This window comes from Myroides sp. WP-1 (assembly GCF_014145635.1).
Classification (GTDB): Bacteria; Bacteroidota; Bacteroidia; order Flavobacteriales; family Flavobacteriaceae; genus Flavobacterium.
This window is the reverse complement of record NZ_JACHTC010000002.1, coordinates 1-20,375: the sequence shown is the minus strand read 5'-3', so window position 1 is coordinate 20,375 and position 20,375 is coordinate 1. Positions and strand designations below refer to the sequence as shown.

Annotated in this window: 18 protein-coding genes and 2 tRNA genes; 10 read left to right on the top strand and 10 right to left on the bottom strand. The window is 30.5% G+C overall.

The genetic code is table 11. The annotated features are described in order from the left end of the window. Positions 1-30 precede the first annotated feature (30 nt). Positions 31-1,236 carry an FtsX-like permease family protein gene (locus tag H4K33_RS01855; RefSeq protein ID WP_182646810.1) on the bottom strand — a complete coding sequence of 402 codons (1,206 nt, stop codon included), beginning with the start codon at positions 1,234-1,236 and terminating at the stop codon, positions 31-33. Between the two features lie 4 nt (positions 1,237-1,240). Continuing rightward, a complete protein-coding gene (rbfA, locus tag H4K33_RS01850) occupies positions 1,241-1,633 on the bottom strand; it encodes a 30S ribosome-binding factor RbfA (protein WP_182647097.1) in 393 nt (130 codons plus the stop codon). A 319-nt stretch (positions 1,634-1,952) separates the two neighbouring features. Between rbfA and H4K33_RS01845 the strand changes: the two genes are divergently transcribed. After that, a tRNA-Ile gene (locus H4K33_RS01845) sits at positions 1,953-2,029 on the top strand. 24 nt (positions 2,030-2,053) lie between these two features. Further along, positions 2,054-2,127 (top strand) — tRNA-Ile (locus H4K33_RS01840). Positions 2,128-2,191: 64 nt separating this feature from the next. On the opposite strand, the gene H4K33_RS01835 is transcribed toward H4K33_RS01840, so the two are convergent. Both H4K33_RS01835 and H4K33_RS01830 read right to left on the bottom strand, forming a co-directional pair. Beyond that, positions 2,192-3,697, bottom strand: a complete 1,506-nt coding sequence (locus H4K33_RS01835) for an SIR2 family protein (RefSeq protein WP_182646809.1) — start codon at positions 3,695-3,697, stop codon at positions 2,192-2,194. Positions 3,698-3,700: 3 nt separating this feature from the next. Next, positions 3,701-6,859, bottom strand: a complete 3,159-nt coding sequence (locus H4K33_RS01830) for a type ISP restriction/modification enzyme (RefSeq protein WP_182646808.1) — start codon at positions 6,857-6,859, stop codon at positions 3,701-3,703. Positions 6,860-7,044: 185 nt separating this feature from the next. Here H4K33_RS01830 and H4K33_RS01825 point away from each other — a divergent pair, with 185 nt between their 5' ends. Continuing rightward, positions 7,045-7,920, top strand: a complete 876-nt coding sequence (locus tag H4K33_RS01825) for an Abi family protein (RefSeq protein WP_182646807.1) — start codon at positions 7,045-7,047, stop codon at positions 7,918-7,920. A 254-nt stretch (positions 7,921-8,174) separates the two neighbouring features. Here the strand turns inward: H4K33_RS01825 and H4K33_RS01820 are convergent, their stop codons facing one another. Next, positions 8,175-8,795: a hypothetical protein gene (locus H4K33_RS01820; protein WP_182647106.1), complete on the bottom strand. Its 621-nt coding sequence runs from the start codon at positions 8,793-8,795 to the stop codon at positions 8,175-8,177. A 260-nt stretch (positions 8,796-9,055) separates the two neighbouring features. Here H4K33_RS01820 and H4K33_RS01815 point away from each other — a divergent pair, with 260 nt between their 5' ends. Next, entirely contained in the window at positions 9,056-9,538 is a 483-nt protein-coding gene (locus H4K33_RS01815) for a hypothetical protein (RefSeq protein ID WP_182646806.1), read from the top strand. Here the strand turns inward: H4K33_RS01815 and H4K33_RS01810 are convergent. The 5 genes from H4K33_RS01810 to H4K33_RS01790 all read right to left on the bottom strand — a co-directional run bounded on the left by H4K33_RS01810 (position 9,535) and on the right by H4K33_RS01790 (position 14,822). Continuing rightward, the gene (locus tag H4K33_RS01810) at positions 9,535-10,059 is read right to left on the bottom strand and encodes a hypothetical protein (RefSeq protein WP_182646805.1); all 525 of its coding nucleotides are present in this window, start codon (positions 10,057-10,059) and stop codon (positions 9,535-9,537) included. The genes H4K33_RS01815 and H4K33_RS01810 overlap by 4 nt on opposite strands. A 589-nt stretch (positions 10,060-10,648) precedes the next feature. Continuing rightward, positions 10,649-11,887: a primase-helicase family protein gene (locus H4K33_RS01805; RefSeq protein WP_182646804.1), complete on the bottom strand. Its 1,239-nt coding sequence runs from the start codon at positions 11,885-11,887 to the stop codon at positions 10,649-10,651. A 99-nt stretch (positions 11,888-11,986) separates the two neighbouring features. Continuing rightward, positions 11,987-12,250, bottom strand: coding sequence for a helix-turn-helix domain-containing protein (locus H4K33_RS01800; RefSeq protein WP_182646803.1), 264 nt, complete (start codon positions 12,248-12,250; stop codon positions 11,987-11,989). A gap of 78 nt (positions 12,251-12,328) precedes the next feature. Continuing rightward, on the bottom strand, positions 12,329-13,585 hold the full coding sequence (locus H4K33_RS01795; RefSeq protein WP_182646802.1) for a hypothetical protein: 1,257 nt from the start codon (positions 13,583-13,585) through the stop codon (positions 12,329-12,331). Between the two features lie 4 nt (positions 13,586-13,589). Next, positions 13,590-14,822 carry a site-specific integrase gene (locus H4K33_RS01790; RefSeq protein ID WP_182646801.1) on the bottom strand — a complete coding sequence of 411 codons (1,233 nt, stop codon included), beginning with the start codon at positions 14,820-14,822 and terminating at the stop codon, positions 13,590-13,592. A 460-nt stretch (positions 14,823-15,282) separates the two neighbouring features. Between H4K33_RS01790 and H4K33_RS01785 the strand changes: the two genes are divergently transcribed. The 6 genes from H4K33_RS01785 (at position 15,283) to H4K33_RS01760 (ending at position 20,267) form a co-directional block, all read left to right on the top strand. Further along, a complete protein-coding gene (locus H4K33_RS01785) occupies positions 15,283-16,107 on the top strand; it encodes a hypothetical protein (RefSeq protein ID WP_006260547.1) in 825 nt (274 codons plus the stop codon). A gap of 91 nt (positions 16,108-16,198) precedes the next feature. Continuing rightward, a complete protein-coding gene (locus H4K33_RS01780) occupies positions 16,199-16,486 on the top strand; it encodes an AlpA family transcriptional regulator (protein WP_182646800.1) in 288 nt (95 codons plus the stop codon). A 98-nt stretch (positions 16,487-16,584) separates the two neighbouring features. After that, positions 16,585-17,826: a primase-helicase family protein gene (locus tag H4K33_RS01775; protein WP_006260545.1), complete on the top strand. Its 1,242-nt coding sequence runs from the start codon at positions 16,585-16,587 to the stop codon at positions 17,824-17,826. A 194-nt stretch (positions 17,827-18,020) separates the two neighbouring features. Continuing rightward, positions 18,021-18,929 (top strand): toprim domain-containing protein, encoded by a 909-nt coding sequence (locus H4K33_RS01770; protein WP_006260544.1) that lies wholly within the window; start codon positions 18,021-18,023, stop codon positions 18,927-18,929. 98 nt (positions 18,930-19,027) lie between these two features. Beyond that, on the top strand, positions 19,028-19,327 hold the full coding sequence (locus H4K33_RS01765; protein ID WP_006260543.1) for a hypothetical protein: 300 nt from the start codon (positions 19,028-19,030) through the stop codon (positions 19,325-19,327). A gap of 1 nt (position 19,328) precedes the next feature. Continuing rightward, entirely contained in the window at positions 19,329-20,267 is a 939-nt protein-coding gene (locus H4K33_RS01760) for a relaxase/mobilization nuclease domain-containing protein (RefSeq protein WP_182646799.1), read from the top strand. The last annotated feature ends 108 nt before the right edge of the window (positions 20,268-20,375 follow it).

Sequence of the window (20,375 nt, the reverse complement as noted above, 5' to 3'; positions counted from 1 at the left end):
ATCTCTAAAAAAAGAAATATTATTTATCAATTAATCGTGTAAATATTTTTTATTCACACGTGTTGAAGCGATATAAGAAGCAATAAATCCCAAAATAAAAATGGAGAAAAACACAACAAATACGTCGCTGATATTAAATTCTACAGGATAAGGAAATCCAGGGCGAATGAGGATTACCCCAAAATACTCTTGAATTAAGATACAGATTATACCCAAAACAATACCAACAATACCACCAACTGTACTAATAATCATCCCTTGTAACAAGAAAATGCGCTTGAGTTGTTTGAGAGAAACTCCTAAATCATTCAGGGTTTTAATGTTCATCTTCTTTTCGAGGATAATCATCAATAAAGCTCCAACTAAGTTAAACAACGCGATAATTACCACCAATAAAAAGATAAAATAAACCACAGCATTTTCGGTATTCAACATGCGATACAAGCTATCATTCATTTGAATTCGATTTTTTAAAACAACTGTATCACCGAGTACTTCGTAAATAAAAGCAACGGCTTGTTTTTCGCTCACACCTTTGTTTAGGGCAAATTCTATATTGGTGTATTCTTTTTCGGAGAGACTGAGTAAATGCTGTGCTAGATCAACATTACAAAAAACGTATTTACTATCTACATCTTCATTGCGAGAAGAATAAATTCCCACAGGATGTAAATAGGTACGTATAAAGGCGTCTTCTGGGTTACTAACTACACCTTCTCCTGGTTTAATAGAAAGGGCTTGAAGGCTGTGTTCAATATCAAACAACCCCATAGAAAGGAGATAAGCCATCCCTATTCCCGCTACGATTTCATCCGAATCGGGCGCAATCCACTGTCCTAATTCTACTTTTTCGGGAAACTGACTCACTTTTGGAAAATCGTCGTCTACCCCTTTGAGTATAGCAACGGTTTGCTTTTCATTATAGGTAAAAAGCAAACGGTCTTCTACTACACGAGCAACTCCCGAAAACAATTGGGATTGCTTTAATTTTTCATATTGTGCATCCGATACAACAAACGTTTTCCCCTGCTGACTAAACGCCTTTAAAGCAGGATCGAGTTCATTCGTAAAGGACAAACTAAACGTACGAAGACCACTAAACACAGCTAATACAATTAACATCGCCATAGCACTCACGACAATACCTATAGAGGCAATCGCCGTAATGACGTTAATTGCTTTGCTCTTGCTTTTACTAAAAGCGTAGCGTTTGGCTATGTAAAAGGCTATCTTCACCGGTTTATTTTTTCTTTCTCTTCGCTAATAAATCAGGATTGGCAATTGGGTTTTCATCCCCTTTTAATGCTTTGTCAATTTGATCGATATACTCCAAACTATCGTCTACATAGAACATCAAATCTGGCACCTTGCGCAATTGATTTTTTACGCGTTGTGCTAAGTCGTGCTTAATTAGTGGTGCATTCGACTGAATTGCTTTCAATAATTCTCCTCCACGTTCAGCAGGAAAGATGCTCAAAAACACTTTTGCGATTGATAAATCTGAGGTAATGTGTACTTTAGAAACTGAAATAATCAAATTGCTTATTCCGTTCTTGCGCACTTCTCCTTGTAATATATCTACGAGGTCACTTTGCAGAAGCGCACCCATCTTCTTTTGTCTATTTGTCTCCATGCTGCAAAAATACAATTTTTTGGATATCATTTTTTTTATATTTTAGGAAGAATGTAGATCGCTGGTTCACAAGAAGTCTACAACTGAAAAAAGAAGGGGTTTTAAGGTGATCTTCACGGATTATTTTACTGCTCTCTTCTGCTTGAAAATAGCAAAAAATAAAAGAGAGTAGCAAAAAGAGACTGAGAACGAAAAAGTTATGGATTATCGGTTAGCAGTTAGGGAATTGAGACGGGTCAAATAATCATTTTTTAGTTTTATTTCTTGCAAAAACCAATATTACGCTGTAATATTGCATCCACTAATCGTCAATTTGACTGGTCCTATAACTCAGCTGGTTAGAGTAGCTGACTCATAATCAGCAAGTCCCTGGTTCGAGCCCAGGTGGGACCACCACGAAATTTTTCGCTCAAAATGAGCGGTCCTATAACTCAGTTGGTTAGAGTAACTGACTCATAATCAGTAAGTCCCTGGTTCGAGCCCAGGTGGGACCACAAAAGAACCCCTCATTACCTTGGTAGTGAGGGGTTTATTTTTTTTAGGGGGTTAATTAGGGGACTAGATATTTACCTTATAATCATAAACAACTAATAACTTTCTGTACTCTGTTGTTGTTTTATGTGTATAATTAAAAAGATAATCTTTCATATCATCCATATTTATATTACTTTCTATAAAATTCCATATAATACAGTTTATTTTTTGTGATTGAATAACCCTATCTGAATCTAAAACTTCTTGAACACTATGATGTATAATTTTACATCTTTCTAATCTATTACGTATATCTTCTATTTTATTTATCTGTTGTTCTTTTAACGCTTCCCCCTTTTTTAGATCAGGACACACCTTTAAAAATCCAAGTATAGGAAAAAGTTGACTACTCGTAATCTGAATCCTATCTATTAATCTTAAAAGTTGTTTATTTGACTCTTCTATAATTTTAAAATAATTTGTACATAATTCAGTAGCTGTATTAAATTGATACTGTATCGTTTTAGTTGATCCAATTGCTAAAATCTTATCACTATTCTTTAAACTATCCAAATCTTCAGTAATATTTACTGTAATACTTCCTTCTTCATCATGAGAACCTTCATAAATTTGCTTAACGACATTTTGAACTTTTCTAATATCTAAAGCAGTAATAGGTAACTGCAACTCAGATATAGATTCGTATATGGCTATATAATTATCTGTTCTAATTTTATTAATTCTTATAGTATGACCATCATCTAAAACTATATCATAATCACTCACGATTAAATTATTTTCATCCTTTTGGTATTCAATTAAAAGAAAATTATTTTTAATTTTCTCAGCTTCAGGAGAATCAATTTCAACATATGAAAATACTGTTTTTAAAATATTCCTAATATTATCATCACTTACACTATAACCGATAAAAATAATAGGATTATGAATAAACAAAGAAAGTAACTGAGCCCGAATCAACTCATAACGTTTATCAAAATCGTCATAATCATCTGCATTAATTACAATTCTATGAGGTTGTGTATAACAACCATGTATTTTGTATACTGAACCGTATGGATTACTTAAGAGAATATCATTGCCAATTAAAGGACTAAATTCAAAAACTTTTTCAATCAACCCATCATAGTTTGTTGTTATAACAGATCCAATATTTTTTCTAGCTTTTTTTAAAATAGATATTTCCTCCTTCATATGAGTAGAGATATTCACATCAGTAAATAAACTTGCAATAAACAGCTTAAACCTACTGATAGAAATACCGTTTTCCATATTTTGATAAAACTGATCATTAATAAATGACAATTCACCATCTCTATCCCTTGAAACAATTTCATTAAACTCTTTTTCTAAATCTGTCGCTATATTCTTATAGTCAACAATTCCCCTATAAGTATGCTTGTGTTTTATATCTAAATAATTTTCATTTGTACCAAATACTTTAAATGCTATATGTTCTAATAATCCATTCCAATTAAATGAGCTTTCTAAATATCTTAGGCTTAAACCTGAACCAACAAATAAAATTGGATGATTAGCATATCTCGCGATAAATTCAGTTATCTTCATACTTTATAATTCTAAAACATTATCTATTTCTTTCATCAACCTATCTGTTTCTACTAAAGCAACAATCATCTGATTATAGTGTCTAATATCTTCAAAAGACAATTCTCTATCCTTACGATCCTTTAGCCATTTCTGAGCTGGTTGATATCCTCCTATATAAAAATTCCAAGCCACTTCTGGAACGTTATCAAAGTATTGGGTATCGTTGATAAAAACTTTCCCTTCATTGAAAGCTGTTTTACCTACTATATTATCACCACTCTTAGGATAAGAAGATATAAAATCATTTACCTTATCTGATTCCAACAAATGTAATTCTCGTATCTGTTTACCTAAAGCTACTAACTTCCAAAATGAAACCGAATCATTAGGATAAGGTACACGTGGGAAATCGATTTTAAGAAACTCTTTATATGTTTCTCTGTATTTAGGTGAATGTAATACTGCATAGATATAATCTAATATATCTATTGGCGCAAATGTCCCGTCTACACCTACCTTCTCTTGTCCAAGTTTTAAACCTAATCTTTTTTCTATTTTTTCAATTAACTTAGGAGAAAGATTAGGAGTTTTAGTTAACACTTCATTTCCTATACTCCAATTATCAGTCACTAAATACAATGGAGCTATATAATCTCCACCTTGCATGCCAGGTCTCGACCAACTTCTAAAGTCTATTAATGAATTTGTCACCATTACTGATACAGATTTCTCTTCTGCATTACCTAATTTAAAAACTATTCCCAAATTAGATTTTAGAAAATGCTTCATTACATCTCTTCTTGATCTTTCAATAAAAAACTCATCATAATATATAAACCTAGTGTCGAAAGGTCTATAATTTATCTTCTTTATTTGATTATTATCAAAACTACCTGCTACATTCTTTACTGAATCAATTTTCCAAGTAGAATTCTCTTTTAAATTATACTTAGCAACTATTTCTTCCTTTTCCAAAAAAAAGAAATCCTGAATTCGTTCTGAAAGATTAGACTCATTAGTATCAATCACAAATGAATCTCTAGAAGTAACTATCCCAACATTATTTACTATAAAAAGTTCATTTATTTTAAAGCCTTTTTCATATGCTGCTTGAGCAGCAAAATCTTTTGGCACCATAAAGTAATCCGGTGCGACATTTTCTAATTTATTAAAATCAATTGAACGAATATTTTTCTCGATTAAAAATTCATATTTACTTTCTCTTTTTCCATATAAATCATATTGAAACACTTGACCTAATTCATTTGTTTTTTTAGTTCCTGTTTTTACAAAGAGATTGATAGAAACACCTTGCATAATATCAAAAACATTTTGATCAATTGAACCATCAGGTGCTGTTTCTTTTTTCTTTGAATTTCCATGTAAATCGATGGTATAAATCTTATCATACGTTTTTAGCAGATTCCATCTCATCCCTCTAAAAGTAGGATTGTCTAAAAATCCATGCGGATTAATGAAAGCCAAAACCCCATTTCCGTTTTTCTCAATAAAATGCTGTCCATAACGCAAGAACTTTACGTAGTCATCATTTATCCATTTAGGGTTTCTTTCTTTTAATTTCTCTTTACCTCCAGGTTCTTTTTTATAATCCTCCATCAAATCCATAATCCACTTTCCCTTATTAGCAGATTCCCCGCTATAAGGAGGATTCCCCATAATAACCATCACAGGTGTATCTTTTTTAATAGCATTTGCTTGATTACTTTCATCAGAAAGCCAAGAACTAAATAATGTATTTGTATCAGGGTGAGCTTCCTCTAAAGAATTCGTAAGATATATTCTGAATCGTTGATCATCGTCACTTTGATATCCCGTTTCTTGTAATAGCATATCCATCTTCAGATGCGCCATTGCATAAGATGCCATCAATAACTCAAAGCCATTCAATCGGGGTATTAAGTCTGCTTTTACATATTGATTCCACATTCCTTCCATTCCTTTAAATTTAGAATAGATATGCTTTACGGTTTCGGCTAAGAATGTTCCTGTACCCGTAGCAGGATCCAATATTTGAACGCGATGTACCTCTTTCTCTACTTGTCTATACCCTGTAGAAGAGCGCCCATCTGCCATATCTGTATTTACTTTAATTCTAGTCTTTGATGTATCCGCTAATCCTTGAGATAAACCAAATTCATCTTTTAAAATATCATCTACAGCTCTTACAATAAAATTTACCACAGGTTGAGGGGTATACCAAACACCTCTTGCTTTACGTAACTTAGCATCATACTTAGAAAGGAAAGTTTCATAAAAATGAATGATAGGATCTTCCATCTTTGTACTCTTACCAAATCCTATCATAATTTGATGGACATCTGTTGCCAAGAACACATTAACTAACTCATCTACAACCCAATCTATACGTTTATCCAAATCAAACCCAGCAATATCCTGAAATAACTTACGCAAAAAAGGATTAGACTTAGGTATTAGATTAGCAGCTTCTATACGAGAAAAGGTATCTAATGTGCTATCATTATAGCGAGCAGCAAACATACCATAAGCAATTGTTTGTGAGTAAATATCAGAGAAAGCTTTATTATCGATATCGTGAATTAACATATTCTTAAATGAAAGCATTTGTTGCTTAAGGGGTGAGAATTGTTGTAACTCATCATCTGCATTTAAAGCCTTTTCGATTATATCAGCCATCAAACGTGCTTTACCTGCCAACAACTCTGCAAGTCTTTCGGCAGAACGAATAGTTTGAGATACAACCGTACTAAAGTTTAATATAAGACTTTCAAATATATTTATGCTTTCATGTAATGGTTGAATACCACCATCAACTACCTCTCCGATAGTTATAGTTGTGGTTAATTCTCCATCTCTATAGAAATCAAACTGTAAGTAATCCGTAATTATTAAATTTGTCAATCCCTCTTTATATCTCCCAAACTGTTCTTGAAGTTGCTTTGACTTTAAATCAACTCCAATATCTTTAGCTTCGATATAACCAATAGGAATAGTACTTCCAACTTTAGTTAACACATAATCAGGAGCTCCACATGCCTGGCGTTTAGGTTCATTGGTTGCTTGTATTTCAGGTAATAAACTTTCAATTAAATTTTGTAAATCACCACGAAAAGTATGTTCTGTAGAATTCCCTAATTTATAGCGATTATTAAGGCTTGATATATATTGTAAGGTGTTCATTGTAAATAACTTTAAAAAACAAAAATACTTATAATTCAAACAAGTTAAAAGGAATTAAAAACTAACTCACTCAAAGTAATAAGATTGACCCAAATTGTCAGTTGTGCTAAAATAATTTTCACACTATTTTAGATGATATAACTTCTTAATCTAATATATTTACATGGGTATTAATACTAAATAAAATGGGAAATATAGCTACATCAATAGACAATCAAATAGAAAAATTAAAATCAAGAGGAATGATACTTGACCTTCCTTTAGACAAAATTAAGGAAGTGCTTCTTGACATTGGATATTATAGACTTGGTTTTTATTGGAATCCTTTTGAAATAGATGATGAACATAATTTTCAAGAGGGTATAAAATTCTCTACTATCATTGATCTCTATTACCTGGATGTAGATTTAAGACACTTACTTATTAAATCCCTTAATAGGATTGAAGTTAATTATAGAACCAAAATAGTGTACTATGTTTCTAATATCCACAAGACCAGTCCTACATGGTTTGTTGATCCAAAGGTTATGACAAAGGATTTTATTAATGGTTTTGACAAATACTACAATACTGATTTTAGAAAAAACAATGTAATAAACAATCATCACAATAAACACATTAATGATAAATACGCTCCTGCATGGAAGACATTAGAATACCTAACATTTGGAATCAATCAGAAAATATACAAGAACCTTCTAAGTATTGAAACCAAACAAAGAATATCAGATATGTATAAAGTAAAAGATATTCCAAAATTCGAAAAACTAATGGATGTGATCGTCTTTGTACGCAATTATTGTGCTCATAACGGTGTTATTTTTGACCTAAGGAATACTTATGGTATACCAAAACTACCTTATTACACTTTTAATAATAATGATAGGCACTGTTTAGACTCATGTATCAAAATCATCATTTTTATACTATCTACAATATCACAAAATAGAGCTGATGAACTAAAAAATAATATTGATGATTTGTTTAATCAATACTTAAATAAAGGTGACGAAATAACAGGAATCATAACGACAAAGATTAATTATATAGCACCTAAATAGAACGTATATATTTCGTTTTTTTGTAAAAAACAATAGTAATCTATTGCATAGTAGCGTATGTTATCGTACTTTTGCATAACAAAATAGTGTCCCGTTATTCTGAAACATGCTTTAACGCTGCACTTAAAAAAAAGAAATAACAACCTCGGACTTGCTCCGAGGTTTTTGTTTTTTATACAACCTTTTTCTATATCATTCCAAACTAATTTCTATCTTGAATACTTTTAATAAAAGTCAAAACCTTAAAATTTATTTTAAAAGAAAACATGTACCTCAGTATAATCTAATCCTCCATCAATCCCAAGATAACCGCATTTACATCGAACAAAATCATGTGCATACTTCGATGTTATTACTTCCAAACACTTAGGGCACATACGTTGATTCTTATCTAGTCCATTCTCTTGATGCAGACGAGCTACTTCCGCGAACTTAGCCACTTCTTCCGCACTAGGTTTACAGTCCTCTCTTAACGATTGCATAAACTCAATAAAAGGATCTACCTCTATCTCATCCCTTAACATGTATTTTTGAACACAGGCTTTTATTAAATCATCTACGTCCTTATTAGGATGCCTACCTATATCCTTTTCTAAGTTCTCTAGTATACATTCAAGCTCAGAAGTAAATATGCCTAACTCATTCCATCCATTTACTATATCACCATACCCATCATATAGTTCCATTTCAACTTTCTCTAGATATTTATTACTATAATTTAAAGCTAAAAATGAAGATAACTCTATTCTACAAGCTTGAGGACTAAGTCCTTTTAACAGATCTTCGACGTCTAAATAGATGTCTTCAATGTTTGGTTTAAATGTAGGGTTGTTCTCTAAGAACCAATTTCTAATGTATGTTTTAAACTCTTCCATAATGTCTTTTTATTTTCTAAGTTATGTAATTCTTTTAGTTATTGATAGATAATATCTACATTTGTAATTGAAAATATTACGAACAAGCGTGAGCTATCGTTTGGGTTAACTGAAATTGCGACCTTCATTAAACAACCTATAAAACGATAGACTTGCGCCTGTGCCTTATATTGGCGTAGGCGGAGTCTATTGGGTTGTTGGGTTGTCGCAAACCTCAGTTAACCATAGTTACCGAGCTTGCGCCTTTTACTTTTAAGGCTATGAGTTCACGTCCTATTATTAAAGTTCTAAATAACCTATTATTTAATACTTTAGATGTTTCGTTTATAGACAACAAGACTCTACAGTTATCCCCTAGTTTTATTGAAAGTATTAAATTACTTAAGAGTCATAAGGTCTCTACTTATTGGGTAGAACAAATTGAAAGAACGTTACATGCTTTAGATAGACTTGAAAGGTCAACTATTCTTCATGGTACTCTTAATGAAGATTTATTTAAAGCTGTATATGTCAAGACTACCTTTGAGATTTATCCTAAACACATTAATATTAATAGTTTTGATCTAGCGAAAGATGGTTATAAGTTTGTCTTTGATAATTTATCTTGCGAGGTAATTACTTACTTAGTATATGAATTAATTTATAAGTGTACTTATGACCAGGTATATCAAATGGAAGACTCTTTATCAAAAGAAAAACATACAATTCTCTCTAACCTTGTATCTCAAGCTTACATACTTTAGTTTATTCTTTTAGACATTACAGCATTATAGCTCTTTATAAAAAATTCATATTCATCTCGACTAAGTAGAACTTCTAAATTTTTTATACAATCATCTGTGGACATACCATTAACCTCTAATAAAAGTAGTAGATTCTTTATCACAAAATCATAATGGAACTCTAATGGATGAAAAATTGTATCATCATCAGGATCTACTTTGAAAATGATATCACGTCTTGCTCCTTCTACTTTCTTATCAAGCGTCTTAATAAAACCAATTATCGTATTAGTTCGCTCCTTCATAAAATTTGCTAGCTCTTTCTTTTGCTCATTTAAAGAGTTGGTTAAAAGATCACGATAGTTTATAGGTTTAGTCTTAGCTTCTAAATTAAAATCTTTGACGAATTCATTTTCTACAAACGTGTTGACTATTGTACTTACAACATGTAAAATTGGTTTATCTGTCTCCTTTGAAATTCGTTCTAAATGTTTGTATGTTTCGCTGTATATTTTTACTGTTTTTCGTGAGTAGTTACTCATAATGGACTGATTTTTAGTTAATTAATTTGTTTTGACTACTTTTTTCTTTTCTAAAGAATTAATTTACAAACAACAAGTGATTGATTATTAATTAATTACCTCCCGTATGGGCAAGTATGGGTCGAACTTTTGTCCGACGCCGTCTTGCTCTATTTCATAGAAGTGTTTTTTTAAAGAAAACACTTATTCTGTAGAAAAGAAAAAAGTAAATAACTGTTAAGTCAGAAGAGAAGAATAACGATCGTTGTAAACTTTATGTTCTGTATTAACTCTTCTATACATAGGCTCACTATCCAAAACATCTTGATTATTCTGTTTGACTTTTTTAGTACCTTATTTTAGATAAAATAAAGGTTAAACCTATTTTTTTCACTTCACTATATGTCATAATCTTGTATGACTTAAATTTCAATGATATTTTGATGATTGATGACAGAACCTTGTAATCAATTGATAATTATAAAGATATACTGTCATCAAACTCTCATCATTCATCAAAATTAGTTTAAAACTGTCATCAAAATTAGTTTGATGACAGTTTGATGACAGTTTTGATGAGAGATAAAAAACTATTAATCAATATATTAAATCACCTCTCATCATTCTCATCAAAATAATGAGCAATTTTGCTAAGATTAATTTGATAGAATCTTCCCGTTCTATCTAGTCTAGTAAATTCTCCATAGGAATGGTAATCATATCCAGGGTATTTATACGAATTTTCTGATGCAATAAACCCCCATTTTTTGAAAATCTTTCTTACGTCTTTTGGTTCTATATTACTTCTCTTATTAATCTTCTTAATAATAGCAGAGGTTTCCATTGGTGCAAGGCATAACTCTTTCTCATCAAATCTCTCTGCAAGTTCCCTTATTAACTCTAGCACCTCTTGCTCTAACTTATTCTTATCAGAATTCATTAATTTTACTAATGCCTCAGTTCTTATTTGTTCTGGGGTAAACCACATACGAGTTCTCTTAGTTGTGGAGTAAGGAATTGTAAAAAGATAATTGAGAAAATCAGGAATCTCTTTAAAAAGCAAATCTAAAAAATCTGGGTTCTTTTCTATTTGTGGAATCTTACGAACCCAGAAACGTATTTCTTCTTTGTCAATCTTCATAAAAGAATCTTCAAAGTTACTAGTCATAACAAATTTGTAGAAGGATTCTACTTCTTCTTTGTCTCTACCTTTACGTTCAATCTTATTTCTATCAGCAGTACTTAAAAATTTGATACGCTCAGTGATTTGTTGATTATCAGTAACGACTTCATCTATAAGTACTAATAACTTACCGTCTAAATCTGAGTTAAAGTTGTTTACAAACGATTCTGCATTAATATACGTTGCATTAAACGAAAATATCTTTCTTAGGTATTTTAGCATTGTTGATTTTCCAGTTTCACGAGCTTTAGAAACTAATACAAGAACAGGGAGAACTTGAGTAGGATACTCCAACAATATCTTAAAATAATCAAGCCCTAAGTTATATTGATCACCGAAAATATGACGTATAAAATCTAAAGTGTATTTTAGTTTACTCTCTAAGTAAACCAAGTCATCAATAGATCGTTGTACTTGGTAGTCTATAGGGTGGTAGATATTGTAGAAGTCATCTATCTCTCTGTTGTAATTGATATGTTGCGGAATACAACAAAAGCCATAATACTTTTTAATATTGGAAATAAAGTCTTTTCCAAAGTCATTAGTAATTGTTTCCTTGTTCCAAGGAAGCATTACCTTTTCAGTTGTTTTACTAAGTGTAGGTCTTTCAATTATGGCATAATATGCTGTACCCACACGAATAAATTCGGCAGAATCTAAGTTCATAATAAATAATAGATTATAATCCTTATATTTGCACTATAAGGATTTGATTAAAGAATAAAATTCTAAGCGTTTGGTTTTTGAAGGAAGCAAACGCTTTTTTTATGGATTTAAGAGATGTTGATTTTTTGAAGCCACTTGAATTAATTGCTTTCTTGAAAAAATAGGTCGTCCATCAATTTCATAATAAGGAATCTTCCCTTTATTCTTCCAATTAATAATAGTTTGAACTGTTCTATCAAACATACTAGCTACTTCTTGTTGAGACATACGATCATCACCTGTTGGAAAGAAAGTATTAACTAATACTTCTTGAGATTCATCAATAAATCTTCCTTCCTTCTTTGTTTCAAAATTTGTTTCCATTTGAATTTATTTTAAAGCATTTGAATGAAACAAAGATTTAAAAACTTAAGACAAATCTTATTACATCCCATTACACACTCATATAACACGCTGAAAATTAACTCTTTTCCCTTTTTCAGAAGCGACCACCCAATCATTAACTTCATTTAATATTGACAAAAATTCTTTACTATATTTTGCTTTTCCAGATATGTACTGACGCATTGTTGATTGGGACAAAGTACTTCCTTTAAAATATGCTGATAAAATTTTGGGTAATTTTGTTGGTACTAACTTTATAGCATCACTATTATGTAAAACTATAAATACAGAAAGTATTTGATAAAAAACTACTTTATCCTTTGACACTAGCTCATTTAAAAGATTATAAGCATAGTAAAGTTCATCTTTACTATAAGAAGGATAGATCTCTGTACATGAAGAAAAAAACAACTTAAATACATTTGTTTCCCCATAGGTAAATTTATTCTCACAAAGAACTTCAAAAAAAGCCTTAAGTATATCATTCATATAGTCTACCTTTTCTTTTGGAAAATCATTATTAAAAGAAAACAATTCTTCTAACTTAAGTTCATGTAAAGGCAATTTCTTCTGAAAAAATTCTTCCTGTCCAATTACTATATCAATTTGTTTTTTAGAGATTATCATATTTTCTTCCTTAAAAAGATTTAAACTTTGTTTATAATTACTATAAGAAATATTAGGTACAAAGTCTAACTGCAAAAAGTGAAAAAATCTATCTTTACTAAGAATAAAACTCTGATGATTACTTTTTCCTCCCTCATATATAATTTCTTTAGATACATAGTTTAAGAAACTATTAATGGCTTGTTTTTTATTTTCCAAAAACAAAAGTGCAAAACAATTGCTAGTATTAATACAATTCTCATCTAAATTACTATTGATGAGCATTAGTTCTTCAAAAATATACTGATCTAAAACTCTAATAAAATGATTATTATCTCCTTTGTCTGGGTTATCCAATCTTTCTAATAATGGTATAGAGAGCTTATTTAAATTCTCTAAAAAATCATGTTTACATTTCAGTAGCCTACATAAATAAGAGACTTCTGACATATCTTGTTTATAGAGTTCCCACTTTTTAAACGCTTTGAGATGCATCTTTTCATAAGTATCTGTAGATAGTATAACAACGATACGTAATTGAGAATTAACCTCTGAAAGCCCAAGCAATAAATCAATAAAAGTCAAATAATCAAAATGTTCTATAATTTCTCTTTCTAAACTACTAAAGCAAACTTCATCTTTAGGAGTTATATTCAGGTATGTTAGAATCTGATCAAATGCAGAATGTATTTTTATTTCTCTTTTCATCAGATTACAAACTTTCCCATTTATTTAATTCCTTTTGTTTAAATGACTCGCCAACATGAACGTATCTCCTAAAACTTCTCTCGTCTTTATGATTGGTTGTACTTTTAATTACTCGCTCTGAAATTCCTAAAATAATACTGTTAGTAATAAATGTTTTTCTCCCTACATGGGAAGTAATTACATCGCACTTTCTTACTTCTGTATCTATTCTATTCGCACCTATATAACGAGTTAGTCTAATCTTATCTGTAATTCCTACCTCTTCACAACATTCTTTAAGTCTCTCATTCAATTTCTGAGAAGTGATTCTTGGTACAGGACTATAAGGAGTATCTTTATACTTCTCTAGTATCTCTTTTGCATATGATATTAAATATACCTGGTGATGAACTGTCTTAGTCTTAACAACAGTATAATTCAGATAATCTTCAACTATATTACAATCTCTAAGAGAATAGATATCACTATGCCTCTGTCCCGTAAAACAAAGGAAGCAAAACATATCCCGAGCTCTTTCCATAGATCTGTTTTCAAAATTATGATTATAAAGTTTCATCAATTCATCCATAGTCAAAAACACTACTTCTATTTCATTATCAACTCTTTTAATCTTTTTAAATTCTAGGCTGTTATGATACCCTCTATTAAATGCCCATTGCATAAATGCTTTTAATGTAGCTACTAACTTTCCGTAATAGTTATTCAATGTTTTACGCTCAACAAAACAGTATTCCATAAAAGCCTCCTCAAAACGAAAATCTATAGTGTCAAAACGCATAACATACTTGGAAGATGTGGCAAAATCAATAAAGAACGCTTTTACGGAGTTATATTTAGTTATAGTTGACTTAGCCTTAGAAATAGTAGAAACTTTAATATACTCACTAAAAGCATCAAAAAAACGGATAGATACACTAACTGTCTCTAACTTATATTTTTCCTCAAACATTTTCTCTGTAAAAGGAATGGAGTTAAATCTAAAAAAATCGAAGATATGTTCTACTTTATTAATGGTATTAGTAAGTATAGCATTATACTCTTTGTAGTCCAAATACAGTTCATTATCATCTCTCTTGACATTTCGAATTTGATTAATCTCAGCATCCCAATCATCGAGTTTTGTCTTGACGCTTATGTTTTTTCTTATCCTAACTTTTGGAGCAGTAACAACTAAGCGAATAGGAACCATACCTTCTTTATCGATCTTATCTTTTCTCAGCTCGAAATAGTACTTCATTATTATTGTTTTTTAAGGGGGCTTGCCAAGGGGGCAACGCTTTTGCATAAAAAAACAGGAGCTTTTCCTATTTTTAATTTTCATCGATCAAAATCTTAAAAACATACTCTAAAAATCCATTTTTTACGAAGGGGCAAATTAGGGGTTAAAAATATGATTAAAATGAATTCAAATCAGTTCAAACGAATTAAAATAAATCATATTAAACTGATTATCAATAGGTAAAACTATATAAAAACGAATTAAAAAACAAAACAAGTTCAGGTGGGACCACTAAAATTTCAGAGAAGCATCTATTGTAAAATAGGTGCTTTTTTTTTTGCCCTTTTTTCACCTTTTTTTTCATCAGTACAACAAAAGTACAACAATTTGTTTTACCCTATAAAGATAGTAAAGTTTTCATTTTCTTGCAGTTAGTTATATTTTTAGTACTTTTATTACTAACCAACAACAAGACACTATGAATACTATTATTGAAACTCCGTTTTTTTTCTTTCACCAGAAGCTTGAAAAGCTAAGCTCTGTAACTCTTTCCAAGAAGTTCACTTACATAATTGCCGCATTATTACCAATAATATCCCTGGTAACATCCACTTTTCAATTACCATATTTTTATAGTATATCTAAATGGTACATCCTTTTGCCTTTAACAGCATTGATTTACTCTATATTATTATTAAGTGCTGCAATTAATTTTGACAAAGGGCAGAACATATTTTTAATCAGTCACCTAAGTTTGATATATAAAGAATCTTTTAAATCATTTAAAAATTCTAAAGAGTATCTACTAATATCTCCTTCTAAAAAAACAATTACAATTAATATCACTACTCCTTCTAAAAAGAAACAGGAGCAAAAGAAAGACAATGTATTTGTTTTTAGCACAGCACATCAGGCTATCATTAAAGAAACTTTGTATGAATTAAAGAAAGAAGTTATTAATGATGACACAACAATGGAAGATTTTAAAAGAGTTATAGAATCTTGTATTAGTAAAAAAACAGATAATCCTGATTCTTCTATTAAGTTAGAACTTCAGTCTCAACATTGTGCCATGTTCTTAGAAGCTTTCTTTATACCATTTGTACATTTATTTACTTTACACAAAACCACACTAAAAGAAAGTTGTCGCTACTTTAAATATGCAACTGTAGAAGATTATTCAGCTATAAACTATGATTCAATAAATAAAAAGGGCAGAAAGTTAATTACAAATGCTCATAAAGAAACTTATGCTAAAATCTTAGAAAATGTAAAAAGTCAGTTATCTAAAAAACTGTCCTAAGACTAAAATTAAATGTCAGTTAACTGACAAACAACCATTTCAAGTAGCTTCATTGCAATAGTTTAGCGTCATAATTCAAAAAACATTTATTATGACAACGCTAAAAATCATTCAAGAGCTTAACGAGATCAAGCTAATGATTACTAAAGGTAATCAGTTTCAAAAAGAAATCTTTACTATTAAAGATTTGATGGTTTATACTGGCTTTTCAGACAGTACTATTCATAAGTTAACTTCTAAAAACTTAATCCCTCATCACAAACCTACCAATGGCACCTTATTCTTTGACCGCCTTGAGATAGTTGAGTGGATTAAACAATATAGAGTCTTTACCGACCAAGAAGTTCTATCACAATTTTCAAAACAGTTAAAAAAATAAAAGCATTGATAGCCCTACTATCAATGCTTAAATAACTATTTCTATAACAAAAGAAAACAGTAGTAAATATAACTACTTCTTTCTGAAAATTTTTTGATATGAATACAACTGCAACAGAATATATTCGAATAGGAACAGAGTACTATGCGATAAGAAAGAAGAACGTCAACGGTAAAGAAATCATTGTTGAACGTAAACTGTGGAGAAAGTCTGAAATCATCACTGACTTTGGAAAGGATATCATCAAAGAGTTACCTAAATTCTTTGGTTATAAATGTGAACCTAATCACATTCATTACACTCATTTTATAGGAGATTACTTTAATTCCTACTCTCCTATTCTATATAACATTGACACTACTTCTGAACTTTCATTAAATTCACTTAAAGAACAGATACCTATTACTTATTATTTTCTACAACACATCTTTGGAAATCAATATCTACTTGCAATAGATTATTTTAAAATTCTATTATTCTATCCAGAACAAATATTGCCAATTATAGTGCTTGTATCTAGGAATCGTGAAACAGGAAAAACCACATTTTTAAATTGGATAAAAGAAATCTTTGATAAAAATGCTGTTTTTGTAAAGGCAAATGCATTTACAGAAAAATTCAATAGTGAGATGGATAGTAAACTTCTCTTATTAATAGAAGAAGTAAAATCTGAGAACAAAGATATTGTTGAAGCAATCAAATACATTTCAACGGCTATGTATCAATCAATTGAATACAAAGGCCAAGAAAAAGTTGAGCAGAAGTCTTTTCTTAAGATTATCATGACAAGTAATCACGAGCATAATTTTCTAAAGATAGATAAAGAAGAAACAAGGTTTTGGGTTATTAAAGTCCCTCCGATAAGAAAGAGATCTACTGAATTTTTCACCAAACTCATTCAGGAGATTCCTATTTTCTTAAACTATCTCTATAGAGTTCCTTTCACGACTGAAAAGAAAACCCGAATGTGGTTTACTCCAGAGACTCTACACACAGAAGCCTTACATAAACTAAAACACGATGTAGATCTTCAAAACAAAAACCTGGTGCTTGATATACTTGATATTATTTTCAATGAATTTGATATGGATCAAATAGACACCACTCCTTCTGATATTAATGCTCTTCTGAATTATTATAACAGAGGTCATAATATCACAATGAGAGAGATACAAACAATACTTGAAAACATAGCTTTAGTTAGATCAACTAACTCAAATAATTATGAACGAGTCAAGATAGAGGATAGTACTTTAAAACGGACTATTCACAAGGGTAAATATTACAGGATTTCAAAAGAAACACTTTTAAATCAGATGACAGATGAAATAAATAACTAATAAACTATTTACCAATAACTTAAGTATTAATAAATCATAAACTGATTGTCATCTACGATTCATCTGCGCTCATCTAAAGAAAGTAATTCACTATTAGTACAATTATGATCAGATGATCAGATGACAACTAAATGACATACAGATATTACTTTAAACACTATAAATCAATAACATACAATTAAACAACCCAAATTATGAATATTCAAGAAGCAAAAAACATATCGATTATTTCTATTTTAGATAGCCTTGGTATAAAACCAACTAAAATCAATGATAAACAAGCCTGGTACCATTCTCCTTTTAGAGCAGAAAACACCCCTTCGTTTAGTGTTAGTGTAACTAAAAATGTATTCTATGACTTTGGTGATAGTACATATAAAGGAAATGTAATTGACTTTGTAATGCTATATTACAAATGTGATATAAAAGAAGCTCTAAAAATCTTAGCAAACAATTCTTTTTCTGTTCACCAGCAACTTTTTAATCCACAGGTTAATCAAGATGAGAAAGATTATGAGATTACAGCCATTAAACCTCTGAGAAATAAATACCTTATATATTACATCAAGCAAAGAGGCTTATGCATTAAAACAACTCAAAGGTATTGTAAGGAAATACATTATATCCTTAAAGATAAAGCTTATTATGCAATAGGCTTTCAAAATGAACTTGATGGAGTAGAACTCAGAAACAAATATGTTCAAATGTGCTTTGGCTCCAAGTATCCTACCTATATAAATAATGATTCATCTACCGTATTTTTATTTGAAGCCTTTATCGACTTTTTATCCTTTATAACTCTTAAACCTAATTTAGAACATAGGTTTGATTACATCATTTTAAACTCCGTTAACACTTTAGAAAGTACCCTTATTCAATCCTCGAACAAGTTTTTATATAAAACCTTAGACGATTCAGAAACATTTGAATCTAAATATAAAACCATAGTTGCTTGTTTTGACAATGATACTGCTGGAGATAAAGCAACTGAGAAATTAATTGCAGCATTTCCATTAATTACAAAAGATGCAAGAGCTAAATATAAAGATTACAAGGATGTCAATGATTATTTACTGAGTATTAACCGCGATAAACTGACGTGAGAATCATCGAGATGTGTCTTTGTCCTTACAAATTGAAAATTTGAACCGGAACAAAGACCACTCGTTTTTCTCCCGAAGGTCGCAAAATTGGTAAGACGATGAAAAGAGAACACAAGATAGAATTTAGAGTTACCCTTACTGAATCTCTGCTTATAAAAAACAAAGCAAATAAAATTGGTTGTAGCGTTTCTGAATATTTACGAAGTACTGCCCTGGGATATTCTGTAAGTTATAAACTAACTCAAGATGAAATTGAAACTTACAAACTACTAAACAAATTTGCTGATAACTTTAGAAGAATAGGTAACCTTTTTAAACTTGGAGATACCACTAAGGTAAAAGAATCCACCATTGAAACAGCAAACTTAATTAGAGCTCACCTTGAAAAACTAAAGTAATATGATAGCTAAAGCAAAAACATGTATTGGAGGAGCAGCACTTTTTAATTATGTAATTAATCCAAACAAAGGTTATGAACTTGCTAGAAACAATCTTTCGGGGGAAACTCCGAAAGATATGTATCAAACCATGCAGATTCTACAAAATCAAAACACTCGCTGTAAAAACAATACAATCTCCGTTGTTATATCTCCTACTATTGAAGATAGTAGAAAAATGACAGACCAAGATTTAGAAAATCTCGTAAAAGATTTTTTAGTTGGTTTAAAATTAAATCCCAAAGACGCGCAATACATCGCTTACTTACATACTGAAAAAGAGCACAAACACATTCACATTTTGATTAACCGTATTGATGAGAATGGAAAAGCACTAAAAGATAACTATATCGGATTTCAAGCACAGAGTATCGCTCACGAAATAGCCCTAAAATACAATTGGACTTCAATAAGACAAGAAAATCTAAATAGAAAAGAGCTTTTAAAAACTAATCAGAAACAGACAGCTGAAATAATAAAAAAGGCTCATTATTTTGTTTTAAAAGAGCGTCCTAAAAACTTAGATCAGTACATCAATATGATGCTAGCACATCAAATAGAAGTAAAACCAACTGTAAACAAACAAGGTAATATTCAAGGCTATAGATTTATTCATTTACCAACCAACACGAACCTAAAAGCAAGTGAGGTTGATCGGAATTTAAAACTGAATGAACTCTTTGAAAATAAGATACCAAAACCAAATAATGATTTATTTCATACTGTACTATATAAAGACCAAGACAAACAAATCTGTTTTGAAAATTGGAATACAAATACAGTAAGTCTATTTAGTTTTTTAAACGCTTATGGAAATTACTATGAGGATTATATGCCTGATATAACTAAAAAGAAAAAACGAAAACAAACACAAACATTAAATCTTGAATTCAACTTATAAATGCAACTTTTTGGGTGCGGATAATAAGCAATAAAAACATTTATTTTTCAGAGAGGAAAGAGAGACAATGTCCCCCTTTCTCTCACTCTGAATGGATAAAGTTTGCTA